Annotated in this window: 18 protein-coding genes; 3 read left to right on the forward strand and 15 right to left on the reverse strand. The window is 71.5% G+C overall.

Annotated elements, in window-relative coordinates; all coding sequences use genetic code 11:
• Positions 1–41: 41 nt before the first annotated feature.
• Together IEQ44_RS01565 and dxr are read right to left on the reverse strand one after the other, a co-directional pair.
• Positions 42–1,469: a M50 family metallopeptidase gene (locus tag IEQ44_RS01565; RefSeq protein ID WP_319804416.1), complete on the reverse strand. Its 1,428-nt coding sequence runs from the start codon at positions 1,467–1,469 to the stop codon at positions 42–44.
• Entirely contained in the window at positions 1,385–2,524 is a 1,140-nt protein-coding gene (gene dxr, locus IEQ44_RS01570; protein ID WP_193636648.1) for a 1-deoxy-D-xylulose-5-phosphate reductoisomerase, read from the reverse strand. Before dxr ends, IEQ44_RS01565 begins: the two co-directional genes overlap by 85 nt.
• Positions 2,525–2,629: 105 nt before the next feature.
• Here dxr and metZ point away from each other — a divergent pair, with 105 nt between their 5' ends.
• Entirely contained in the window at positions 2,630–3,823 is a 1,194-nt protein-coding gene (metZ, locus tag IEQ44_RS01575; RefSeq protein WP_193636649.1) for an O-succinylhomoserine sulfhydrylase, read from the forward strand.
• A 69-nt stretch (positions 3,824–3,892) separates the two neighbouring features.
• Here metZ and IEQ44_RS01580 read toward each other — a convergent pair whose 3' ends face one another.
• A complete protein-coding gene (locus IEQ44_RS01580) occupies positions 3,893–5,863 on the reverse strand; it encodes a propionyl-CoA synthetase (protein WP_319804417.1) in 1,971 nt (656 codons plus the stop codon).
• Positions 5,860–7,374, reverse strand: coding sequence for a M1 family metallopeptidase (locus IEQ44_RS01585; RefSeq protein WP_193636650.1), 1,515 nt, complete (start codon positions 7,372–7,374; stop codon positions 5,860–5,862). Before IEQ44_RS01585 ends, IEQ44_RS01580 begins: the two co-directional genes overlap by 4 nt.
• Here IEQ44_RS01585 and IEQ44_RS01590 point away from each other — a divergent pair.
• On the forward strand, positions 7,369–8,565 hold the full coding sequence (locus IEQ44_RS01590; RefSeq protein WP_319804418.1) for an LOG family protein: 1,197 nt from the start codon (positions 7,369–7,371) through the stop codon (positions 8,563–8,565). The two genes, IEQ44_RS01585 and IEQ44_RS01590, sit on opposite strands and share 6 nt — an antisense overlap.
• 40 nt (positions 8,566–8,605) lie before the next feature.
• Here the strand turns inward: IEQ44_RS01590 and rlmN are convergent, their stop codons facing one another.
• The 7 genes from rlmN to rpsB all read right to left on the reverse strand — a co-directional run bounded on the left by rlmN (position 8,606) and on the right by rpsB (position 14,248).
• Complete coding sequence (gene rlmN / locus IEQ44_RS01595) at positions 8,606–9,730, reverse strand: dual-specificity RNA methyltransferase RlmN (RefSeq protein WP_193636651.1); 1,125 nt, start codon at positions 9,728–9,730, stop codon at positions 8,606–8,608.
• 40 nt (positions 9,731–9,770) lie between these two features.
• Complete coding sequence (locus IEQ44_RS01600) at positions 9,771–10,118, reverse strand: hypothetical protein (RefSeq protein WP_193636652.1); 348 nt, start codon at positions 10,116–10,118, stop codon at positions 9,771–9,773.
• 19 nt (positions 10,119–10,137) lie between these two features.
• Complete coding sequence (locus tag IEQ44_RS01605; protein WP_193636653.1) at positions 10,138–11,013, reverse strand: phosphatidate cytidylyltransferase; 876 nt, start codon at positions 11,011–11,013, stop codon at positions 10,138–10,140.
• 25 nt (positions 11,014–11,038) lie between these two features.
• Positions 11,039–11,593, reverse strand: coding sequence for a ribosome recycling factor (gene frr, locus IEQ44_RS01610; RefSeq protein WP_319804431.1), 555 nt, complete (start codon positions 11,591–11,593; stop codon positions 11,039–11,041).
• Between the two features lie 72 nt (positions 11,594–11,665).
• Complete coding sequence (gene pyrH, locus IEQ44_RS01615) at positions 11,666–12,382, reverse strand: UMP kinase (protein WP_193636655.1); 717 nt, start codon at positions 12,380–12,382, stop codon at positions 11,666–11,668.
• A 129-nt stretch (positions 12,383–12,511) separates the two neighbouring features.
• Positions 12,512–13,324, reverse strand: coding sequence for a translation elongation factor Ts (tsf, locus tag IEQ44_RS01620; RefSeq protein ID WP_193636656.1), 813 nt, complete (start codon positions 13,322–13,324; stop codon positions 12,512–12,514).
• A gap of 42 nt (positions 13,325–13,366) precedes the next feature.
• Entirely contained in the window at positions 13,367–14,248 is an 882-nt protein-coding gene (rpsB, locus tag IEQ44_RS01625) for a 30S ribosomal protein S2 (RefSeq protein WP_193636657.1), read from the reverse strand.
• Between the two features lie 355 nt (positions 14,249–14,603).
• On the opposite strand from rpsB, the gene IEQ44_RS01630 reads away from it, so the two are divergent.
• Positions 14,604–15,257, forward strand: a complete 654-nt coding sequence (locus IEQ44_RS01630; RefSeq protein WP_319804419.1) for a M23 family metallopeptidase — start codon at positions 14,604–14,606, stop codon at positions 15,255–15,257.
• On the opposite strand, the gene IEQ44_RS01635 is transcribed toward IEQ44_RS01630, so the two are convergent.
• The 4 genes from IEQ44_RS01635 to IEQ44_RS01650 are packed head-to-tail and all read right to left on the reverse strand — an operon-like array spanning position 15,230 to position 19,366.
• Positions 15,230–16,156, reverse strand: a complete 927-nt coding sequence (locus tag IEQ44_RS01635) for a tyrosine recombinase XerC (RefSeq protein ID WP_193636659.1) — start codon at positions 16,154–16,156, stop codon at positions 15,230–15,232. The genes IEQ44_RS01630 and IEQ44_RS01635 overlap by 28 nt on opposite strands.
• 50 nt (positions 16,157–16,206) lie before the next feature.
• The gene (gene dprA / locus IEQ44_RS01640) at positions 16,207–17,388 is read right to left on the reverse strand and encodes a DNA-processing protein DprA (RefSeq protein ID WP_319804420.1); all 1,182 of its coding nucleotides are present in this window, start codon (positions 17,386–17,388) and stop codon (positions 16,207–16,209) included.
• Positions 17,385–18,962, reverse strand: coding sequence for a YifB family Mg chelatase-like AAA ATPase (locus tag IEQ44_RS01645; protein WP_227486660.1), 1,578 nt, complete (start codon positions 18,960–18,962; stop codon positions 17,385–17,387). The genes dprA and IEQ44_RS01645 overlap by 4 nt, the downstream gene beginning before the upstream one ends.
• Complete coding sequence (locus IEQ44_RS01650; RefSeq protein ID WP_319804421.1) at positions 18,962–19,366, reverse strand: YraN family protein; 405 nt, start codon at positions 19,364–19,366, stop codon at positions 18,962–18,964. Before IEQ44_RS01650 ends, IEQ44_RS01645 begins: the two co-directional genes overlap by 1 nt.
• Between the last annotated feature and the right edge of the window lie 36 nt (positions 19,367–19,402).

Here is a 19,402-nt window from a genome sequence, read left to right on the forward strand (position 1 = left end):
GGACCGCGTCGGACCAAGCCGCCCCGCGAGGCGCTGTGCCGTCAGCCCGCGAGGCGGACGGGAACGACGAAGTCGCCCACGATCAGCACCACGCCCATGACCAGCAGCGAGACACCCACGACGTAGGCCACCGGCAGCAGCTTGGCGACGTCGAAGTATCCCGGGTCGGGGCGCCGGAAGAGCTTCGCCCACCCACGACGCACGGCCTCGTAGAGCGCACCGGCGATGTGCCCGCCGTCGAGCGGCAGGAGGGGGACGAAGTTGAACACGCCGATGAAGAAGTTGAAGCCGGCGATGAGCATCAGCAGGAAGGCGCCCTTGTCCGCCCAGTCGATGACCTCGTGCGAGACGGTCTCCCCCGCCAGGCGACCGCCGCCGACGATCGACACCGGTCCCATGGGGTCGCGCTCCTCGAGGCCGACGATCGCCTTGGCGACCCCCCAGACCTTGACGGGCAGGTCGACCAGCGCCTCCGCGGTGCGCACGGTCATCGCCCCCATCTCCTCGACGGTGTAGAGCAGTCCCCCGGTCTGGGGGCTGGCCGTCGGGGTGACACCCAGGAACCCGACCTGCTCCACCTCCGCACCCTCCCCGGTGGGCCGGGCGGTGACGGTGGTGTTGGTGGTGAGGGTCAGCTCCTCGCCGTCGCGTCGCACGACGATCTCGGCGCGGCCGTCGGAGTTGTCGCGGATGACGCGCTGCAGTGCCTCCCAGTCGTCGGCCGGGGCCCCGTTGAAGCTGAGGATCTCGTCGCCGACCTCGATGCCGGCTGCGCGGGCCGGCGCGATCGGGTCGTCGGGCGTGCAGACCCGGGCGTTCTCGCTCGCCGGCACCACGCAGGCCGACACGTCGGCGACGACGGGGTCGATGCGTACGTCGGCCGTGTTGCCGTAGGTGGCGAAGAGCGGGAGGAAGATGGCGAACGCAATGGCGATGTTGACCGCCGGCCCGGCCGCCATGACGGTGACCTTCTTCCACCAGGCCATCCGGTAGAAGAGGCGCGGCTCGTCCTCGGGAGAGATCAGCTCCCACTCCGCTGCCCGCGCGTCGGAGACCAGCTGGGTGAACATGCCGGTGTTGGAGCGGCGGATCCGGTGCACCGGCTGGCCGTGCTCGTCGACGCCGGCGGGCTTGGCCAGGTCGTCGGCGCCGGGCGGGAGCATCCCCACGATCTTGACGAACCCGCCGAGCGGGATCGCCTTGAGGCCGTACTCCGTCTCGCCGACCTGCGTGCTCCAGACCGTGGGCCCGAAGCCGACGAAGTACTGGGTGACCTTGCCGCCGAACTTCTTGGCGAAGGCCATGTGGCCGACCTCGTGCAGGGCGATGGAGATCACCAGGGCGAGGGCGAAGATCACCACGCCCAGGGTGTAGAGCAGGACGGTCACGGCTGGTCGCTCCCCGGGTGCGTACGCGGACGGTCGGACGACGTCTCGGCGACGCGTCGCTCGGCCTCGGCCCGGGCCCATGCGTCGGCAGCCAGCACGTCGTCCACCTGGAGCGGCTGCGAGTCCGAGCCTACGTCGTGGGCGGTCACCACCGCAGCCACGACGTCGACGATGTCGACGAATCCGAGCCGGCCGTCGCGGAACGCCTGCACGCAGACCTCGTTGGCCGCGTTGTAGACGGCAGGAGCCGTACGCCCCCGCTCCCCCGCCGTGCGCGCCAACGACACCGCGGGGAACGCCTCGTCGTCGAGCGGGAAGAACTGCCAGGTCTGGGCCGTCGTCCAGTCGACCGCGGGAGCCGCGTCGGGCACCCGGTCGGGCCACGCCATGCCCAGGGCGATCGGGATGTGCATGGTGGGCGGGCTCGCCTGGGCCAGGGTCGACCCGTCGACGAACTCCACCATCGAGTGCACCACGCTGGTGGGGTGCACGACGACCTCGATCCGGTCGAAGGGCACACCGAAGAGCAGGTGCGCCTCGATGACCTCCAGCCCCTTGTTGACCAGCGTCGCGGAGTTGATCGTGATGACCGGGCCCATCGCCCAGGTGGGGTGGTCCAACGCCTCGGCGGGCGTCACCTGCGCCAGCTCGTCACGCGTACGCCCGCGGAACGGCCCGCCGGACGCGGTCAGCACGAGCTTGCGCACCTCCCGCTCCGTGCCCGCACGCAGGCACTGGGCCAACGCGGAGTGCTCGGAGTCCACCGGCACGATCTGGTCCGGTCCGGCGGCCCGGGTGACCACCTCGCCACCCATGATGAGCGACTCCTTGTTGGCCAGGGCCAGGGTGGTGCCGGCCTCCAACGCCGCCATCGTGGGGCGCAGGCCGACGGCGCCGGTGATCCCGTTGAGCACCACGTCTGCACCCATCCCGGCAGCCTCGACGGACGCCTCCTCGCCGAGCCCTCGCCGCGCCGGAGCGAACTCGGCCACCTGTGCCTCGAAGAGCTCAGGGTTGCTGCCCCCGGCCGTCAGCCCGACGACCCGGAAACGGTCGGGGTTGGCCCGCACGAGGTCGAGGGCCTGGGTGCCGATGGATCCGGTGCTGCCGAGGATGACCACGTCGCGTCGCTTCACCCCCGCAGTCTCCCAGACCCGGTGCGGGCCGGTGCCGGGGTGGCACACCTCTCACGTGGCGCACCACGACCCAGCGCCTGGCTGCAGGTGTGGCAACCTCGGAGCATGAACGACGACTCCGCCCAGCCGGACTGGCACACGGCCACCCGGGCCGTGCGCGCCGGGCTGACCCGCAGCCAGTTCGACGAGACCTCCGAGGCGCTCTACCTCACCAGCGGCTACGTCTTCCCCAGCGCGCAGGCCGCCGCCGACACCTTCGCCGGCGAGCTCGACCACGACGTCTACTCGCGCTACACCAACCCCACCGTGCGCATGTTCGAGGAGCGCCTGGCCGCGCTCGAGGGTGCCCAGGCCTGCGCCGCCACGGCGTCGGGCATGTCGGCCGTCTTCGCGTCGCTGGCGGTGCTGCTGGAGTCCGGTGACCGCGTGGTCGCCTCCCGGTCGATGTTCGGCGCCATCATCTACGTGGTCAACGAGTTCTTCCCGAAGTGGGGCGTGGAGACCGTCCTGGTCGACCCGACGGACCTCGACGCCTGGGCCGAGGCGCTCTCGGTGCCGACGAAGGCAGTGCTCTTCGAGACCCCGTCCAACCCGCTGCTCGCGATGGTGGACATCGAGGAGGTGTCCGCCCTGGCCCACGCCGCGGGGGCGACGGTCGTCGTCGACAACGTCTTCGCCACCCCGGTCTTCTCCAAGCCGCTCGAGCAGGGCGCCGACGTGGTCGTCTACTCCGCCACCAAGCACATCGACGGCCAGGGCCGGGTGCTCGGCGGCGCTGTGCTCGGCACGAAGGACTACGTGGCCCAGATCGTGACCCTGCTGCGCAACCTCGGCCCGTCGCTCTCGCCGTTCAACGCCTGGGTCCTGCTCAAGGGCCTGGAGACCCTCGACCTGCGCGTGCGCCGGATGGCCGAGAACGCCGAGACCGTCGCGCGCTTCCTGGAGAGCCACCCGAAGGTCGCGACCACGATCTATCCCACCCTCGACTCGTTCCCGCAGCGGGAGCTGGTCGCCCAGCAGCTCACCGGTGGCGGCGGCACCGTCGTGGCCGTCAAGCTCGACGGTGGCCAGGAGGAGGCGTTCCGGTTCATGGACGCCCTGGAGGTCTTCGACATCTCCAACAACCTCGGCGACGCCAAGTCACTGGTGACCCACCCGGCGACCACCACCCACCGCAGGATCGGCGCCGAGGGCCGGGCCGCCGCCGGCATCACCGACGGGACCGTGCGCTTCTCGATCGGTCTCGAGGACTCCCGTGACCTGCTCGCCGACCTCGAGCAGGCGCTGGCCCGCCTCTGACCAGAACGCCTCAGCCCGGGCCAGTCACTCTTGGCCCATTACTTCCTGGCCCAGTACTTCCTGGCGCAGTCACTCCTGGCGCAGGGCCGGGCGCAGCGTGTCCAGGACGCTCGGGTCCTCGATGGTGCTCGGCACGGGCGTGTCCTTGCCGTCGGCGATCTCCCGCATCGTGCGTCGCAGGATCTTGCCGCTGCGGGTCTTGGGCAGGCCACCGACGACGACGACCTCCTTGAAGGCGGCGACCGCACCGATCTCTCCACGCACCATGGCGACGAGCTCTTCGCGGATCTCGTCGGGATCTGCCTCGACCCCCGTCTTGAGCACGACGAACCCGCGCGGCAGCTGGCCCTTCAGGGTGTCCGCCACGCCGATCACGGCGCACTCCGCCACGGCCGGGTGGCGGGAGATCACCTCCTCCATCGACCCGGTGGAGAGGCGGTGGCCGGCGACGTTGATGACGTCGTCGGTGCGGCCCATCACGAAGAGGTAGCCGTCGTCGTCGACGTAGCCGCCGTCGCCGGAGAGGTAGTGACCGTCGAAGGCCGAGAGGTAGGAGGAGATGAACCGTTCCTCGTCGCCCCACACGGTGGTCAGGGTGCCCGGCGGCAGCGGAAGTCGCAGGCAGATGGCGCCCTCGGTGCCCGGGGGCACCTCCTGCCCGGCGCCGTCGAGCACGCGTACGTCGTAGCCGGGCACGGGCACCGACGGCGACCCGGGCTTGATCTCCATCGGCTCGAGGCCGCGCAGGTTGGCTGCGATCGGCCACCCGGTCTCGGTCTGCCACCAGTTGTCGACCACGGGCACCCCGAGGCGCTCCCCCGCCCACTGCCAGGTGTCCGGGTCGAGCCGCTCCCCGGCCAGGAAGAGCGTCTGCAGGCTGGAGAGGTCGTGACGCGAGAGGAACTCGCCGGCCGAGTCCTCCTTCTTGATCGCCCGGATCGCGGTGGGTGCGGTGAAGAGCGCCTTCACCTCGTACTCCTCGACGACGCGCCAGAAGGCGCCGGCGTCGGGCGTACCGACGGGCTTGCCCTCGTAGAGGATGGTGGTGGCTCCACTGATGAGCGGGGCGTAGACGATGTAGGAGTGGCCCACGACCCAGCCCACGTCGGAGGCGGCCCACCACACGTCACCCGGACCGCAGTCGTAGACGTGGCGGAACGACCACGCCATCGCCACGGCGTGGCCGCCGTTGTCACGGACGATGCCCTTCGGCCTGCCGGTCGTGCCGGAGGTGTAGAGGACGTAGAGCGGATCGGTGGCGGCGACCTCGACGCAGCCGGCGGGCTGGGTGCGTCCGGCGCGCATCGCGACCTCCCAGTCGAGGTCTCGGCCGTCCTGGAGGTCGGCGGTGACCTCGGGACGCTGCTTGACGATGACGGCCTCGGGCGCGTGGGTGGCGAGCTCCAGGGCGCGGTCCAGGAGCGGCTTGTAGGCGATGGTCCGGCTGGGCTCAATGCCGCAGCTGGCGCTCACCACGACCTTGGGGGTCGCGTCGTCGATGCGCACGGCGAGCTCGTGGGCGGCGAACCCGCCGAAGACCACCGAGTGCACGGCGCCCAACCGTGCGCAGGCCAGCATCGCCACCACGGCCTCGGGGATCATCGGCATGTAGATGACCACCCGGTCGCCCTTCTCGACACCCAGCTGCTGCAGGGCGCCGGCGAAGGCCGCCACGTCGGCGAGCAGCTCGGCGTAGGTGATGCGGCGCTTCGTGCCGGTGACCGGCGAGTCGTGGATCAGGGCCACCCTGTCCGCCGCGCCGTTGACCACGTGACGGTCGAGGGCGTTGTAGCAGGTGTTGAGGGTCGCGTCGGGAAACCAGCGGTGGTGCGGAGCCCGGCTGCTGTCCAGCACCTGCCGGGGCTTGCGGATCCAGTCCACGAGGGAGGCCTGGTCGCCCCAGAACTCCTCGGGGGAGGTGATCGACTTCTCGTACGCCGCGCGGTAGTCCATGACGTCATCGTGCCGGGTGCTGCCGACGAGCGACAGCCCCCGTTCCACGACCGGCAGCCCGGTGCGACGAACGGCAGACCCGCTCACCCCTGCGGCAGCACCAGTCCGTTCTCCACGGTGCGTTCGGGCTTGGCGGGTGTGCGGAGCCAGGCATCGAAGAAGCCCTCGAGGTCCGCGCCACTGACCTCCTCGGCGAGCTCCTCGAACTGCGCCGACGACGCGTGGCCACCGCCGTGGCGGGCCGACCAGGTGCGCAGCAGTCGCCAGAAGGGCTCCTCGCCGATCCGTTGACGCAACGCCTGCATCGTCATCGCACCCCGCTCGTAGACCGGCCACGCGAAGAGGTGGTCAGCCCCGGGGTCACCGATCGTGCGGCGCCAGAACCTGTCCCCCGGTGGCCGGGTGGCGTACTCGTTGCGCAGCCACGTGGCGACCGAGCGCCCGCCGGAGGCCTCCACCCAGCGGTGCTCCATGAAGGTCGCCGCTCCTTCGTTGACCCAGATGTCGCGCCAGCGCGCCACCGAGACGTGGTTGCCGAACCACTGGTGGGCGAGCTCGTGCACCAGCAGCCAGGTGCTGCGAGGACCGAGTGGCCAGTAGACCGGGCGGGTCTGGTTCTCCAACGCGAAGCCGGCGGGCAGGGAGGTGACCACGCCGCCGGTCGTCTCGAAGGGATAGGGCCCCAGGTCTCGCTCGAGCCGGGCGACCACCGCGGCGCTGCGCCGCAGCATCCGCAGGGAGAGTCGACGCTCCCGCGGAGCGAGCCGGGAGGAGACGGCGTTGTGCCAGGGCAGGCCGTGGGAGCGTCCCGTCTCCACGTGGAAGCGCCCCGCGGCGAAGTAGGCGAGGTAGGGCACCATCGCGTCCCGGGCGCCCCAGCGCCACGTCACCTGACCGCCGCGCGCACGGCGCTCCAGCAACCGGCCGTTGGACACGACCGTCATCCCTCGCGGCACCGTCACCGCGATCCGGAACCTGGCCCGGTCGCTGGGGTGGTCGTTGGCGGGGAACCACCACGGGGCCATGTGCGGCTGGTTCATGGTCACGACCTCGCCCTCGCTGGCCAGCCAGTTGCGCTCGCCGACGTAGGCGTGGCGCTCGGGGAACCCGGCGTACCGCACCGCCACCCGCACCGCCCTGCCCGCCCTCAACGGCCGACGTGGCGTCACCACGAGTTCGTGCCCGGCCCGTGAGCGGTGCGCCGCCTTCTGCCCGTCGACCCGCACGGAGCTCGCCGGCAGGAGCAGGTCGAGGTTGAAGCGGCGCAGGGCCACCTCGGGCACCAGGGTGAGCACGGTGTGCCCCACGAGACGGCGCCGGTCGAAGTCGTAGCGCACCCGCACGTCGTAGCGGCGTACGTCGTAGCCCCCGTTGCCGTCGAGCGGGAAGTAGCTGTCCCCCACCCCGGCGCTGCCCATGACCGGCGCACTGCCCATGACCGACGCCCGGGGCGTGACCGGCGCACTGGAGGCGTCCGACGACGCCCGGGCGGCAGCACCCGCGCCGAGCGCCGCTGACGAGACTGCCAGCGCGACGACCAGCAGGCCCGCCACGCGGTTCGGGGCCGGACGACGGCTCTGGGCGACCGGGATGTGCATGCCCCGACGCTACTCCCGTCACGCGGTCCTCGTGCGCCCTACGGCACCGTGCTGGCGCAGGGGGCTAGGTTCGACCGGGTGAGGCACACACGAGGACGCACGGTCGACGTCGACTCCGTCGAGGAGTTCGATCGGCGACTGGCTCGAGGCACCTGCACCATGGCCGGCTGGCGCCTGCGCGGAGTCGACCTGACCGGACGCCGAGCCCAGCTGGAGACGGCCGACGTCACGGGCGCCCTCTTCCTCGGGTGCCGACTCGACCCGGGGCTGGAGGACCGGCTGCGGGCGCGGGGAGCCATCGTCTTCCCCACGCTGCCCGACGTCCCGGTGGAGGTCTACCGCAGCCGGCTCTACACCCCTCAGGAGCTCTACGACACCGCCGACTACCAGACCTCGCTCGACGCCCGCGCCTACGCATGGGCCGGGGCGGGCGTGGACCCCGACCTGGCTGCAGCCCTCCACGACCACGCCGTCGACGTGGCCCTGACGGGCTGGATCGAGGGGCGCCACCTGGTGGGCGTGATGGGTGGTCACGCGCTGCGCCGCGGCCAGTCGGAGTACGCCTTCGCCGCACGGCTGGGGCGGGCGCTGGGGGTTGACCAGGTGGTGACGACCGGCGGAGGGCCGGGAGCGATGGAGGCGGCCAACCTCGGGGCCTACCTCTCGCGCGAGCCGCAGGAGGCACTCGACGCCGCCCTGGGCGTGCTGGCGGCAGCGCCCTCCTTCGTGCCCGACGTCGGCGCCTGGGTCCGGGCCGCCTTCGAGGTGCTCGACGCCCACCCCCACGGGGCCGAGACCCTCGGCATCCCGACGTGGCACTACGGGCACGAGCCGCCGAACCCGTTCGCGACCCGGATCGCGAAGTACTTCCGCAACGCCACCCGCGAGGCGATCCTGCTCGAGGTCTGCGACCGCGGCATCGTCTTCCTGCCGGGCGCCGCCGGCACGCTGCAGGAGGTCTTCCAGGACGCGTGCGAGAACTACTACGCGGACGAGTCGGCGATCGCACCGATGGTGCTGGTGGGGCGGGAGCACTGGACCGACACCGTGCCGGCGTGGCCACTGTTGCGGACGTTGGCCCGCGGGCGCCCCATGGAGGACCACGTGCACCTGGTCGACACCGTGGAGGAGGCGGCCGAGGTCATCGGTGCTCGAGGCTCCCGCGACTCACGGGTGGCACCCGACGCCTGAGGACGTACGCAGCACTGACGTACGCAGCAGCTGCGGAGGGTCAGGGGGCAGCGGCGAGCTGCCCGCACGCGGCGTCGATCTCGTCGCCACGGGTGTCGCGCACGGTGGTGCTGATGCCCTTGGCCTCGAGCCGTCGGACGAACTCGTCGGTGTCCTCGTCGCGCGAGCGGGTGTACTTGGAGCCGGGCACCTCGTTGAGCGGAATCAGGTTCACGTGGGCCCAGGCCCAGTCGCCGTACGAGTTCAGCACGTCACCGAGCAGGTCGGCGCGCCACGCCTGGTCGTTGATGTCGCGCATCATCGCGTACTCGATGGAGACCCGACGCTTGGTCGTACGCGCGTAGGTCCACGCAGCCTCGACGGTCTCGGCGACGGACCAGCGGGTGTTGACCGGCACCAGCTCGCTGCGCAGCTCGTCGTCGGGGGCGTGCAACGACAGCGCGAGCGTGCACGGGATGCCTTCCTCGGCCAGCTGCAGGATGCGCGGGACCAGCCCGACCGTGGAGACTGTCACGTGACGGGCGCTCATGCCGAGTCCGGCAGGGGTGGGGTCGGTCAGCCGGCGCACGGCGCCGACGACGGCCTTGTAGTTGGCCAGCGGCTCGCCCATGCCCATGAAGACCACGTTGGAGACGCGGCCCGGACCGCCGGGGACCGAGCCGCTCGCCAACGTGCGGTTGGCGTCCACGACCTGCTCCACGATCTCGGCGGTCGACATGTTGCGCTGCAGGCCACCCATGCCGGTGGCGCAGAACGAGCAGGCCATGCCGCACCCGGCCTGGCTGGAGACGCAGACCGTCGACCGCGTCCGGTAGCGCATCAGAACGGACTCGACGAGGGCGCCGTCGAACAGCTTCCAGAGCGTCTTGACCGTGGTGCCGCGGTCGGCGGTCTGGACCTTGATCGGGTCCATCAGCTTCGGCAGGAGCGCCGCGACGAGCTCGTCGCGCTGGGCCGCGGGCAGGTCCGTCATTTCCGCGGGGTCGTTGACCAGGCGGGTGAAGTAGTGGGTGGAGAGCTGCTTGGCGCGGAAGCCGGGCAGGCCCGCGTCGACGAGCAGCTGCTTGCGCCCGGCCTCGTCGAGGTCGGCCAGGTGCCGCGGCGGCTTCTTGCGGCCTCGGGGCTCGTCGAAGACGAGAGGGAGCAACGGAGGATTCTCGGACATCGTCCCCATCCTCCCACCGCAACGGGCGAGGCGCGAAACCTCAGGCGTCCATCTCCACCATGAACCAGAGCACGAGGGAGGCCACACCCAGCACCACGAGGAGGGTCAGCACCATGCCGATGGCCATGTAGGTGCCGAAGCGCCGGGTGCGCGGTGCGACCAGGAGACCGAGCGGCACCAGCAGGGCCAGCGTCACCAGGGGGAACCAGCGCTCCGCCGTCTCGTACGTGAACAGGAGACGTAGCACGCCGGCGAACCCGCCCGGGACGGCAGTGACGAAGAGCATGCCGGTGAAGAAGCCGGTCAGGGCGGTGAAGGTGGGGTGGTCGCGGTGCCACCAGTCGGTCTCGCTGCGCTGCAGGTCGGCCCGGTCCGCCGTGTCGGTCATGCCGACCATCCTAGGGGCGTCAGAACGCGAGGTAGTGCAGGAGCAGCCACACCGGCGCGATCGTGGCGAGGAGCGAGTCCAGACGATCCATGATGCCACCGTGACCGGGGATGACCTGGGACATGTCCTTGACGCCCAGGTCGCGCTTGATGACGGACTCCACGAGGTCACCCAGCGTCGCCATCACCACGACGATGAGACCCACGAGGACGCCCACCCACGCCTCGGCGTCGAGCAGCGTGGTGACCAGGAACCACCCGGCGGCGACGCAGGCCAGGGCCGAGCCCGCGAAACCCTCCCAGGACTTCTTGGGCGAGATGACCGGAGCCATCGGGTGCTTGCCGAAGAGCACCCCGGCGATGTAACCGCCGGTGTCGGAGGCCACCGTCACCAGCACGAAGACGACGATCCCCTTCACGCCGTCGTCCCACCGTTCGAAGTCGACGGCCCCGCCCTCGGAGAGCATCAGGCCCACGAAGGAGGCGAGGAAGGGCAGGTAGACGAGCACGAAGACCGACGCGGTGGCGTTCTGCACGAAGCCCTCGACCCCACGCCGCAACAGCCACAGCATCGTGACCAGGGCGGTGACGGCGGTGGCGGTGACCAGGGCGGCAGGACCGGAGAAGTAGGCGACCAGGATCATCACCACCGCCCCGATCATCAGCGGCTGCTCCGGGACGTCGATCTCCTTGGCCCGGAGCGCGCGGCCGATCTCCCAGATGCCGATCACGATCGCGACCGCGACCACCCCGATGAAGGCGGTCTTCCAGAAGTAGAGCGTGCCGGCGATCAGGGAGAGCAGCACCACGCCCGACGTGATCGCGGCCGGCAGGTCGCGACCTGCTCGTCCGTGGTCCTTCGTCGGCGCTGCGGCCTTCGGTGGAGGGTTCGTCATCTCGGTGTGGCGCCGGGTCCGGGGATCAGACCTCGAGCAGCTCGGCTTCCTTCTTCTTCAGCATCTCGTCGATGGCGTCGGTGTGGTCCTTGGTGAGCGCGTCCAGCCGCTTCTCGGCACCGGCCACGTCGTCCTTGCCGACCTCGCCGTCCTTCTCGAGCTTCTCCAGCGACTGCTTGGCCTGCCGACGCACGTTGCGCACCGAGACGCGGCCGTCCTCGGCCTTGCCCTTCGCCAGCTTGATGTACTCCTTGCGGCGCTCCTCGGTCAGCTCGGGGAAGACGCAGCGCAGCACCCGTCCGTCGCTGGAGGGGTTGACGCCCAGGTCGGAGTCGCGCACGGCGCGCTCCACGGCGTCGACCGCGCTCTGGTCGAAGGGCTGGATCAGGATGGTCCGCGCGTCCTGCGAGGTGAAGGTCGCCAGCTGCTGGAGCGGGGTGGGGGTGCCGTAGTACTCGACCACGATCTTGTTGAACACCGTGGGGCTGATGCGACCGGCGCGGATGGTGGTGAAGTCCTCACGCGTGGACTCCACCGACTTGTCCATCTTGGTCGTGGCTTCACGGAGGATGTCGTTGATCACGGGCGCCTTCTCTCGTCTCGGTGTACGGCTGGGGTACGTGCCTGGTAGCTGGGGAGGTAGCTGGGGCGGTCAGCCCTGCGAGCTGACCAACGTTCCGATCTTCTCACCCTGCACGATGCGCAGGATGGCGCCCTCGTCCTCCATGCCGAAGACGATCAGCGGCATGTCGTTCTCCATGCAGAGCGCGAAGGCAGTCGCGTCGGCCACCTTGAGGCCCTTCTGGAGCGCGTCCTGGAACGAGAGGGTGTCCAGCTTGGTGGCGTGCGGGTCGACCCGGGGGTCGGCGGTGTAGACCCCGTCGACGCCCTGCTTGGCCATGAGCACGACCTGCGACCGGGTCTCCAGCGCGCGCTGGGCGGCGACCGTGTCGGTCGAGAAGAACGGCATGCCGGCGCCGGCGCCAAAGATGACCACGCGCCCCTTCTCCAGGTGGCGGATGGCCTTGCGCGGGATGTAGGGCTCGGCGACCTGGCCCATCGTGATGGCGGTCTGCACGCGGGTCTCGATGCCCTCCTTCTCCAGGAAGTCCTGGAGGGCCAGGCAGTTCATGACCGTGCCGAGCATGCCCATGTAGTCGGCGCGGGCCCGGTCCATGCCGCGTTGCTGCATCTCCGCGCCCCGGAAGAAGTTGCCACCGCCGACGACGATGCTCACGCCCACCCCGGCGCGCACGACCTCGGCGATCTGGCGCGCGACCTTCGAGACGACGTCGGGATCGACACCGACGCTTCCGCCTCCGAAGACCTCACCGGAGAGCTTGAGCAGGACGCGGTTGTAGGCGGTCACGTCAGATCCTTTCGACACGGGGCGGAGCGGGACGGTGGTGCGGGTGCCAGAAGGCCGGCCCGATGGTCATCGCGTGATCCATCGAACCGGCCTCCTGGGTGGTGGTGCTTGGTGTGAACCCTGTCAGGCTCAGGCGCCGACCTCGAAGCGCACGAAGCGCTTGACGGTCGTGCCGGACGCGTCGAGGACCTGCTTGACGGTCTTCTTCGACTCGGTGATCGACTCCTGCTCGAGCAGGACGATCTCCTTGAAGAAGGCGCCCAGGCGACCCTCGACGATCTTGGCGACGGCGGCCTCGGGCTTGCCCTCCTCCAGCGTCTTGGCGGTCAGGACCTCCTTCTCGCGGGCGACGACGTCCTCGTCGACCTCCTCGCGGGTGAGGAACTGCGCCTTCATCGCGGCGACCTGCATGGCGGCGGCACGAGCGGCCGCCTCGTCACCCTCGTACTCGACGAGCACGCCGACGGCGGCGGGCAGGTCGGCAGCACGCTTGTGCATGTAGGCCACGGTGGTGCCGTCGAAGTAGGCCACACGGCCGAGCTCGATCTTCTCACCGATGGTGACGGCCAGGCCCTCGACGACCTCGCCGACGGTCTTGCCGTCGAGCTCGACGGCCTTGAGCGCCTCGGCGTCGACGGCCTTGTGGGCGTCGGCGGCCGCGGCGATCTTCTCCGCGGTGGCGATGAAGTCGGCGTTCTTGGCGACGAAGTCGGTCTCCGACTTGAGCTCGACGAGCGCCCCGCCGGCGGTGACGACCAGGCCGGAGGAGGCCTCGCGCTCGGCGGCACGGGCAGCAGCCTTGGCGGTGCCCTTGACGCGGAGCAGGTCGACGGCGGCGTCGAAGTCACCGTCGGTCTCGGTGAGCGCCTTCTTGCAGTCCATCATGCCGGCGCTGGTGAGCTCACGGAGCTTCTTGACGTCGGCAGCGGTGAAGTTGGACATGAATCCTCTTCCTCGAAGTAGTCGGGTCGGCTGGGAGACGCGTCAGTTGGTCTCGGCAGCCTCGGCGGCGGGAGCCTCGGTCGCCTCAGCGGCGGGCGCCTCAGCAGCGGGAGCCTCGGTCGCCTCGGCGGCGGGAGTCTCGGCAGCGGGAGTCTCGGCGGCGTCGGTGCCCTCACCGGCGAGGATCTCGCGCTCCCACTCGGCCAACGGCTCGGCGGTGCCGCCGGACTTGGCGCCCGAACGGGCCACGAGGCCCTCGGCCACGGCGTCGGCGACGACGCGGGTCAGCAGGCCCACGGCGCGGATGGCGTCGTCGTTGCCCGGGATCGGGAAGTCGACCGAGTCGGGGTCGCAGTTGGAGTCCAGGATGCCGATGATCGGGATGCGGAGCTTGCGCGCCTCCTCGACGGCGAGGTGCTCCTTGTTGGTGTCGACGATCCAGATGGCGGACGGGGTGCGCGTCATCTCGCGGATGCCGCCGAGCGACTTGTTGAGCTTGTCGCGCTCGCGGCGCATCTGCAGCAGCTCCTTCTTGGTGCGGCTGCTGGAGGACTCGTCGAAGTTGATCTCGTCGAGCTCCTTGAGACGGTTGATGCGCTGGTGCACCGTCTGGAAGTTGGTGAGCATGCCGCCGAGCCAACGCTGGTTGACGTAGGGCATGCCGACGCGGGTCGCCTGCTCGGCGATGGCCTCCTGGGCCTGCTTCTTCGTGCCGACGAACATCACGGTGCCGCCCTTGGCGACCGTCTCCTTGATGAACGCGTACGAACGGTCGATGTAGCCCAACGACTGCTGCAGGTCGATGATGTAGATGCCGTTGCGCTCCGTGAGGATGAAGCGCTTCATCTTGGGGTTCCAGCGACGGGTCTGGTGCCCGAAGTGGACGCCGCTCTCGAGCAGCTGGCGCATGGTCACGACTGCCATGGGGTTCTCCTGTGTCGGTCGCAGGCTCGCGCGGAGCCAGCGTGGGTTTCAGTTGGTCGCCCCGTCCCCGGGGCCCTGACGCCCACGCGCGACCCGATCCTCCGCCGTGGAGCGGTGGAACTGAGGGCCGCGCCCACGGTGGATCGGGGTCTGACTCAACCCCGTCGCGGCGTGTGGGCGTGCGAAGTCAGCCCCTGAGGGCTGCTGCCGGACAGACTACGGCACCCGGGCCGGGCTGACGAAACCGCCGCACTCCCCGCCACGACACCTGCACATCCGAGCAGCGAGACCCGCCCTCCCCACCCCGCGGTCGCCTCCCCGGAGGACGGGCGCGCCGGTCACGAGGATGAGTCGGGTGAAGACTCCTCCCCTGCCGCGACGCCGCGCGTCCCACGGCGCCGGTCGACCCGGGCACAAGCTCGCCCGGTTCGTCGCCACCGTGGGTCTGGTGCTGTTCCCCGGTCCCCACGGGCCCGCGGGCTCCGACGCCCCCGACGCCCCGGACGGCGCGAGTGGGCAGGCGGGCACCGGGGTGTGGCCCCTGCCCGGCACCCCGCAGGTCGTCACCGGGTTCTCCCCGCCCGACGAACGCTGGGACTCCGGGCACCGCGGCGTCGACCTGGCCAGCGCGCCGGCCCAGCCGGTGCTGGCGGCCCTGCCGGGTGAGGTCACCTTCGCCGGCTCCGTCGCAGGGCGTGGCGTCGTGGTGGTCTCGCACGGTCCCACCCGTACCACCTACCAACCCGTCCTGGCCGACGTGGCGGTCTCGACCCCCGTCAGCGCCGGGCAGAGGATCGGGTGGCTGCACCCGGCCGGCTCGCACTGCGCACCAGCCGCCTGCCTGCACTGGGGCTGGCGGTTCGGGGACCTCTACCTCGACCCGCTCGACCTGGTCGGCGGGACGGGCGTACGCCTCCTGCCGCTGTGGGGGCTTCCGGGGTTGCTTCCCGGGTTCCTTCCGCCGTGGCCCGCGTACCCGCTTCAGGCCCGGGGGTGGGCCTGGGAGTAGGCCCGCCGCAGTCGGTCGGTGCTCACATGGGTGTAGAGCTGGGTCGTCGACAGCGAGGCGTGCCCCAGGAGCTCCTGGACGGTGCGCAGGTCGGCTCCCCCCTCGACGAGGTGGGTCGCGGCCGTGTGACGCAGACCGTGGGGTCCCATGTCGGGAGCCCCCGGCACCTGGGACAACCGGCGATGGACCATCTCACGGACCACTCGTTGGTCGAGGCGACCGCCACGCACGCCGAGGAAGAGTGCCGGGGGCGACGTCGCGGAGGCCAGCTCCGGCCGGCCATTGCGCAGCCACTGCTCGAGGGACCGCGCGGCCGGCACGCCGAAGGGCACGCTGCGTTCCTTGCGCCCCTTTCCGAGCACCCGCACCACCCGACGGTCGCCGTCGACGTCGTCGACGTCGAGCCCGACCAGCTCACCCACGCGCACACCGGTGGCGTAGAGCAGCTCCAGCACCGCCACGTCACGCAGACCGACGGGGCCCTCGCCGGCCGCGTTGGTGGCGACCTCGATCAGCTGGGCGGCCTCGTCGGCGCGCAGCACCGAGGGCAACGCCCTGGCCAGCTTCGGGGAGAGCAGGAGGGCGCCTGCGTCCCCCGTGGCCCGTCCGGTGCGGGCCAGCCAGGCGGTGAAGACGCGGACCGCACTGGCCCGACGCGCCAGGGTCGCCCGCGAGCGTCCCTTGCTCTGCTGCAGGGCCAACCAGCTCCGCAGGGTGCGCAGGTCCACCTCGGCCGGCTGCTGGATGCCGAGCCGGTGCGCGTGCTCGAGCATCCCGGCGACGTCGCCGACGTAGGCGCGCACGGAGTGGGCGGAGAGGTTGCGCTCGGCGACCAGGTGCCGTTCGTAGTCGCCGAGCGCCACCGCCATGGGCTCGGGCAGCACCGGGTCGTGGTCCATGCCGTCATGCTAGGTCGCGGGACGGACGACGACGGGACGCCTCACCGGCGTCAACCGCCGCGCCCCGACCTCCGCGACACCCTCCACGCGTCCCCCTCCTGGTGGACCCACCCCCGGGCCTCGAGGGAGAACAGGGCGGTCTGCACCTCGCGCAGTCCCACTCCCGCGGTGGCGGCGACGTGCGTGGCGCGACGGGCACGACCGACGGGCACGGCGTCGAGCACCTGTCGCTGCCGCACGGTCAGTCGGTCGCGCGGCCCGGGTGGCTCGCGACGGTCCTCGACGAGGTTCTCACCGGCAGCAGAGAGCAGCTCCCTCACGTCGTCGCCACCCGTCACGACCATGGCTGCGCCCGTGCGCAACCGCTCGTGGACCCCTTGGGACTGGGCGCTGGTCACAGGACCTGGTACTCCCATGACCGGACGCCCCAGACGCTCGGCCCAGGCCGCGGAGCTCAGCGCCCCGGACCGCAGCGCCGCCTCCACGACCACCGTGCCGCCGGTGAGGGCAGCGATCAGACGGTTGCGGGCCAGGAAGCGTACGCGCATCGGCGCTCCCCCCAGGGGTGCCTCCGAGACCACGGTGCCCACGTCACGTACGTGCTCGACGAGCGCCCGGTTCGCCGCCGGGTAGATCCGGTCGACACCGCACGCCAGCACCGCGACGGTCGGGCCGTCCACCGCCAGGGCACCACGGTGGCTGGCCTGGTCGATCCCCAACGCCGCACCGGAGACCACGCTGAGTCCCGCCTCGGCGAGCTGCGCCGCCATCTCGGAGGCGACCCGGGTGCCGTAGGTGGTGGCGGAACGGGACCCCACCATGGCCACCGCCCGCGGCGTCGCCGGCAGGGGCAGCGGGCCCCGCACCCACAACCCGATCGGCACCCCACCCCGCTCGTTGACCACGCCCGCCCCGGCCAGCGCGTCGAGTCCGTCCGGCCACTCCTCGTCACCGGGCACGACGAAACGGATCCCGGCCCTCTCCGCGACCTCCAGCTCCCGCGTCGGATCCACGGCCGCGAGCCGGGTGGCGACGTCGTCGTGCAGCGACGACAGACCCCTTTCCTCGAGGAGGTGGTCGCGCACCGCCCTGGCCCCCAGGTCGCGGACCAGACGGTTCATCCGCACGTCGCCGGGCTCGGCGAGACGGTTGAGGGCCACTCGAGCGAGACGCTCGTCCTCCCCGACTGCGCCGCCAGCACCGACAGCGCCCTGGGCGCCGAGGGCACTCACCCTGCCCTCCCGACGGCCGTCAGGACCAGGGGTTCCCCGGTGCGCAGCCGCAGTGCGGTGTCGAGACATGCGACGTCCGGCACCTCGAGACCCAGCAGGTCGGCCACCGTGAGCGCCAGCCGGTGCACCCGGGTGGCACCGCGTCGACTGAGGAGACCGGCATGCACCTCGTGCTCGAGGCGTCGCTCCAGCTCCGGCCCCAGGGGCCAGCGGGAGCGCAGCAGGTGGCTGGGCACGTGGGCGTTCAGGCGCCACCCGGAGTGGGCGTACCGGTCTGCCTGTCGGCGTCGGGCAGCGGTGACCCGGTCCCGGATCGTGGCGCTCGCCTCGCGGCTGACGTGCGCGCCCTGGTCGGCGCGACCCGGCGGAAGGACGTGACGCAGCACGTCGATCCGGTCGGCGACGGGACCGGAGACCCGGCGGCGGTACTCCCGGCGCTGCACCTCCGTGCAGGTGCACCTGTTCTGCTTGTGGTCGGGGTGGTAGTCCCCGCAGGGGCACGGGTTCGACGCGAGGACCACCATGCCCCGGGCCGGGTAGACGGCCGACTCCTCGCCTCGCGAGACGCTGATCTCGCCGCTCTCCATCGGCTGGCGCAACGCCTCGATGACGTCGGTGCGGAAGAGGGGGAACTCGTCGAGGAAGAGCACCCCGCAGTGGGCCCGGGAGAGCTCGCCGGGGCGCACCCGACCGGCACCGCCCCCCAGGAGGCTGGACTTCGAGGTGTCGTGGTGGGGCGCCCTGAAGGGCGGACGCACGACCAGCCCGGGAGGGTTGTCCCCACCTGCGAGCGAGAGCACCGCGGTGAGCTCGAGCGCCTCGTCGCGGCCCAGGTCCGGCAGCAGGGTGGGGATGCGTTCGGCGAGGCTCGTCTTGCCCGAGCCCTTCGGCCCGGTCAGCATCAGGTGGTGGCCTCCGGCAGCGACCACCTCCAGGGCGAACCGCGCGTCGTCCAGCCCCACGAGGTCGGCCATGTCGACCTCGTCGGCGCGGTCGTCACCACGCCAGGTGAGCAACGTGGCGCCCCGGGAGTCGTGCACGGGGGCAGCAACCGGCACCTCCTCGCCACGCAGCTGGGCGACGACCTGGGCCAGGGAGCGTACGCCGAAGACCTCGACCCCGGGCACCATCGCCGCCTCGCGCGCCTGGGGCTCGGGCACGAAGACCCGGCGGACGCCGCGGGCGGCCGCCGCCATGACCATCGGCAGCACCCCGGGCACCGCACGCAGGGCGCCGTCGAGGGTGAGCTCGCCGATGAAGACGGTGTCGGCGGTCGAGCCCGGCGGCAGGGTGCCGTCGGCGCCCTTGATGCCCACCGCGATCGCGAGGTCGAAGTGCGTGCCGCGCTTGGGCAGGTCGGCAGGCGTCAGCAGGATGGTCACCCGGCGGGTGGAGGGCCACGGCGGCGCGGCGTGGGTGATCGCCATCCGCACCCGGTCACGCGCCTCCAGCAGGGAGGCGTCGGGGCGACCCACGATCGTGGCTCCCACCACGCCGGGCGAGATGTCCACCTGGACCTCCACGAGGTGGCCCACCGCGCCCTGGAGCGCCATCGTCCACGCCGTCGCCAGCATCAGAAGGCTCCCCGCACGTGGTCGACGACCGGTGCGCCCCGGCGCGCCTGCACCACCGCCACGAGGTCGAAGCGGACGTCCGTCGGTCGCGTCCCGGTCGTCACCATCCAGCGGGCCGCGAGCCGACGCAACCGGGCCGCCTTCTCCTGCGTGACCGCCTCGTGGGGCGTTCCGTAGGCCGTCGAGCTGCGGGTCTTGACCTCGCAGACGACCAGCGTGGCGCCCTCGCGCAGGACGAGGTCGATCTCGCCCAGCTCACAGCGCCAGTTGCGGTCGAGGACCTCCAGCCCCGCCGCCGTCAGGTGACGTGCGGCGACCCGCTCGCCGTACTCCCCCAACGCGTCGCTGGCCCGCATCGCGGGCTGCTCCCCCGGGCGCGGGTCCGTCGTGCTGCGTCCCTCCACGGGACCACCTCCTGCTGTCATCGGCTGATGACCAGC

Origin of the sequence: Nocardioides malaquae (genome assembly GCF_015070385.1) — a bacterium.
Taxonomy (GTDB): domain Bacteria; phylum Actinomycetota; class Actinomycetes; order Propionibacteriales; family Nocardioidaceae; genus Nocardioides; species Nocardioides malaquae.

Bases quoted from the DNA above. Each gene is read 5' to 3' on its own strand.
- IEQ44_RS01565 (WP_319804416.1), bottom strand. From the start codon at position 1,469: ATGGGCCCGGGCCGAGGCCGAGCGACGCGTCGCCGAGACGTCGTCCGA.
- metZ (WP_193636649.1), top strand. From the start codon at position 2,630: ATGAACGACGACTCCGCCCAGCCGGACTGGCACACGGCCACCCGGGCC.
- IEQ44_RS01585 (WP_193636650.1), bottom strand. From the start codon at position 7,374: ATGCACATCCCGGTCGCCCAGAGCCGTCGTCCGGCCCCGAACCGCGTG.
- rlmN (WP_193636651.1), bottom strand. From the start codon at position 9,730: ATGTCCGAGAATCCTCCGTTGCTCCCTCTCGTCTTCGACGAGCCCCGA.
- IEQ44_RS01600 (WP_193636652.1), bottom strand. From the start codon at position 10,118: ATGACCGACACGGCGGACCGGGCCGACCTGCAGCGCAGCGAGACCGAC.
- IEQ44_RS01605 (WP_193636653.1), bottom strand. From the start codon at position 11,013: ATGACGAACCCTCCACCGAAGGCCGCAGCGCCGACGAAGGACCACGGA.
- tsf (WP_193636656.1), bottom strand. From the start codon at position 13,324: ATGTCCAACTTCACCGCTGCCGACGTCAAGAAGCTCCGTGAGCTCACC.
- rpsB (WP_193636657.1), bottom strand. From the start codon at position 14,248: ATGGCAGTCGTGACCATGCGCCAGCTGCTCGAGAGCGGCGTCCACTTC.
- IEQ44_RS01635 (WP_193636659.1), bottom strand. From the start codon at position 16,156: ATGGACCACGACCCGGTGCTGCCCGAGCCCATGGCGGTGGCGCTCGGC.
- IEQ44_RS01645 (WP_227486660.1), bottom strand. From the start codon at position 18,962: ATGCTGGCGACGGCGTGGACGATGGCGCTCCAGGGCGCGGTGGGCCAC.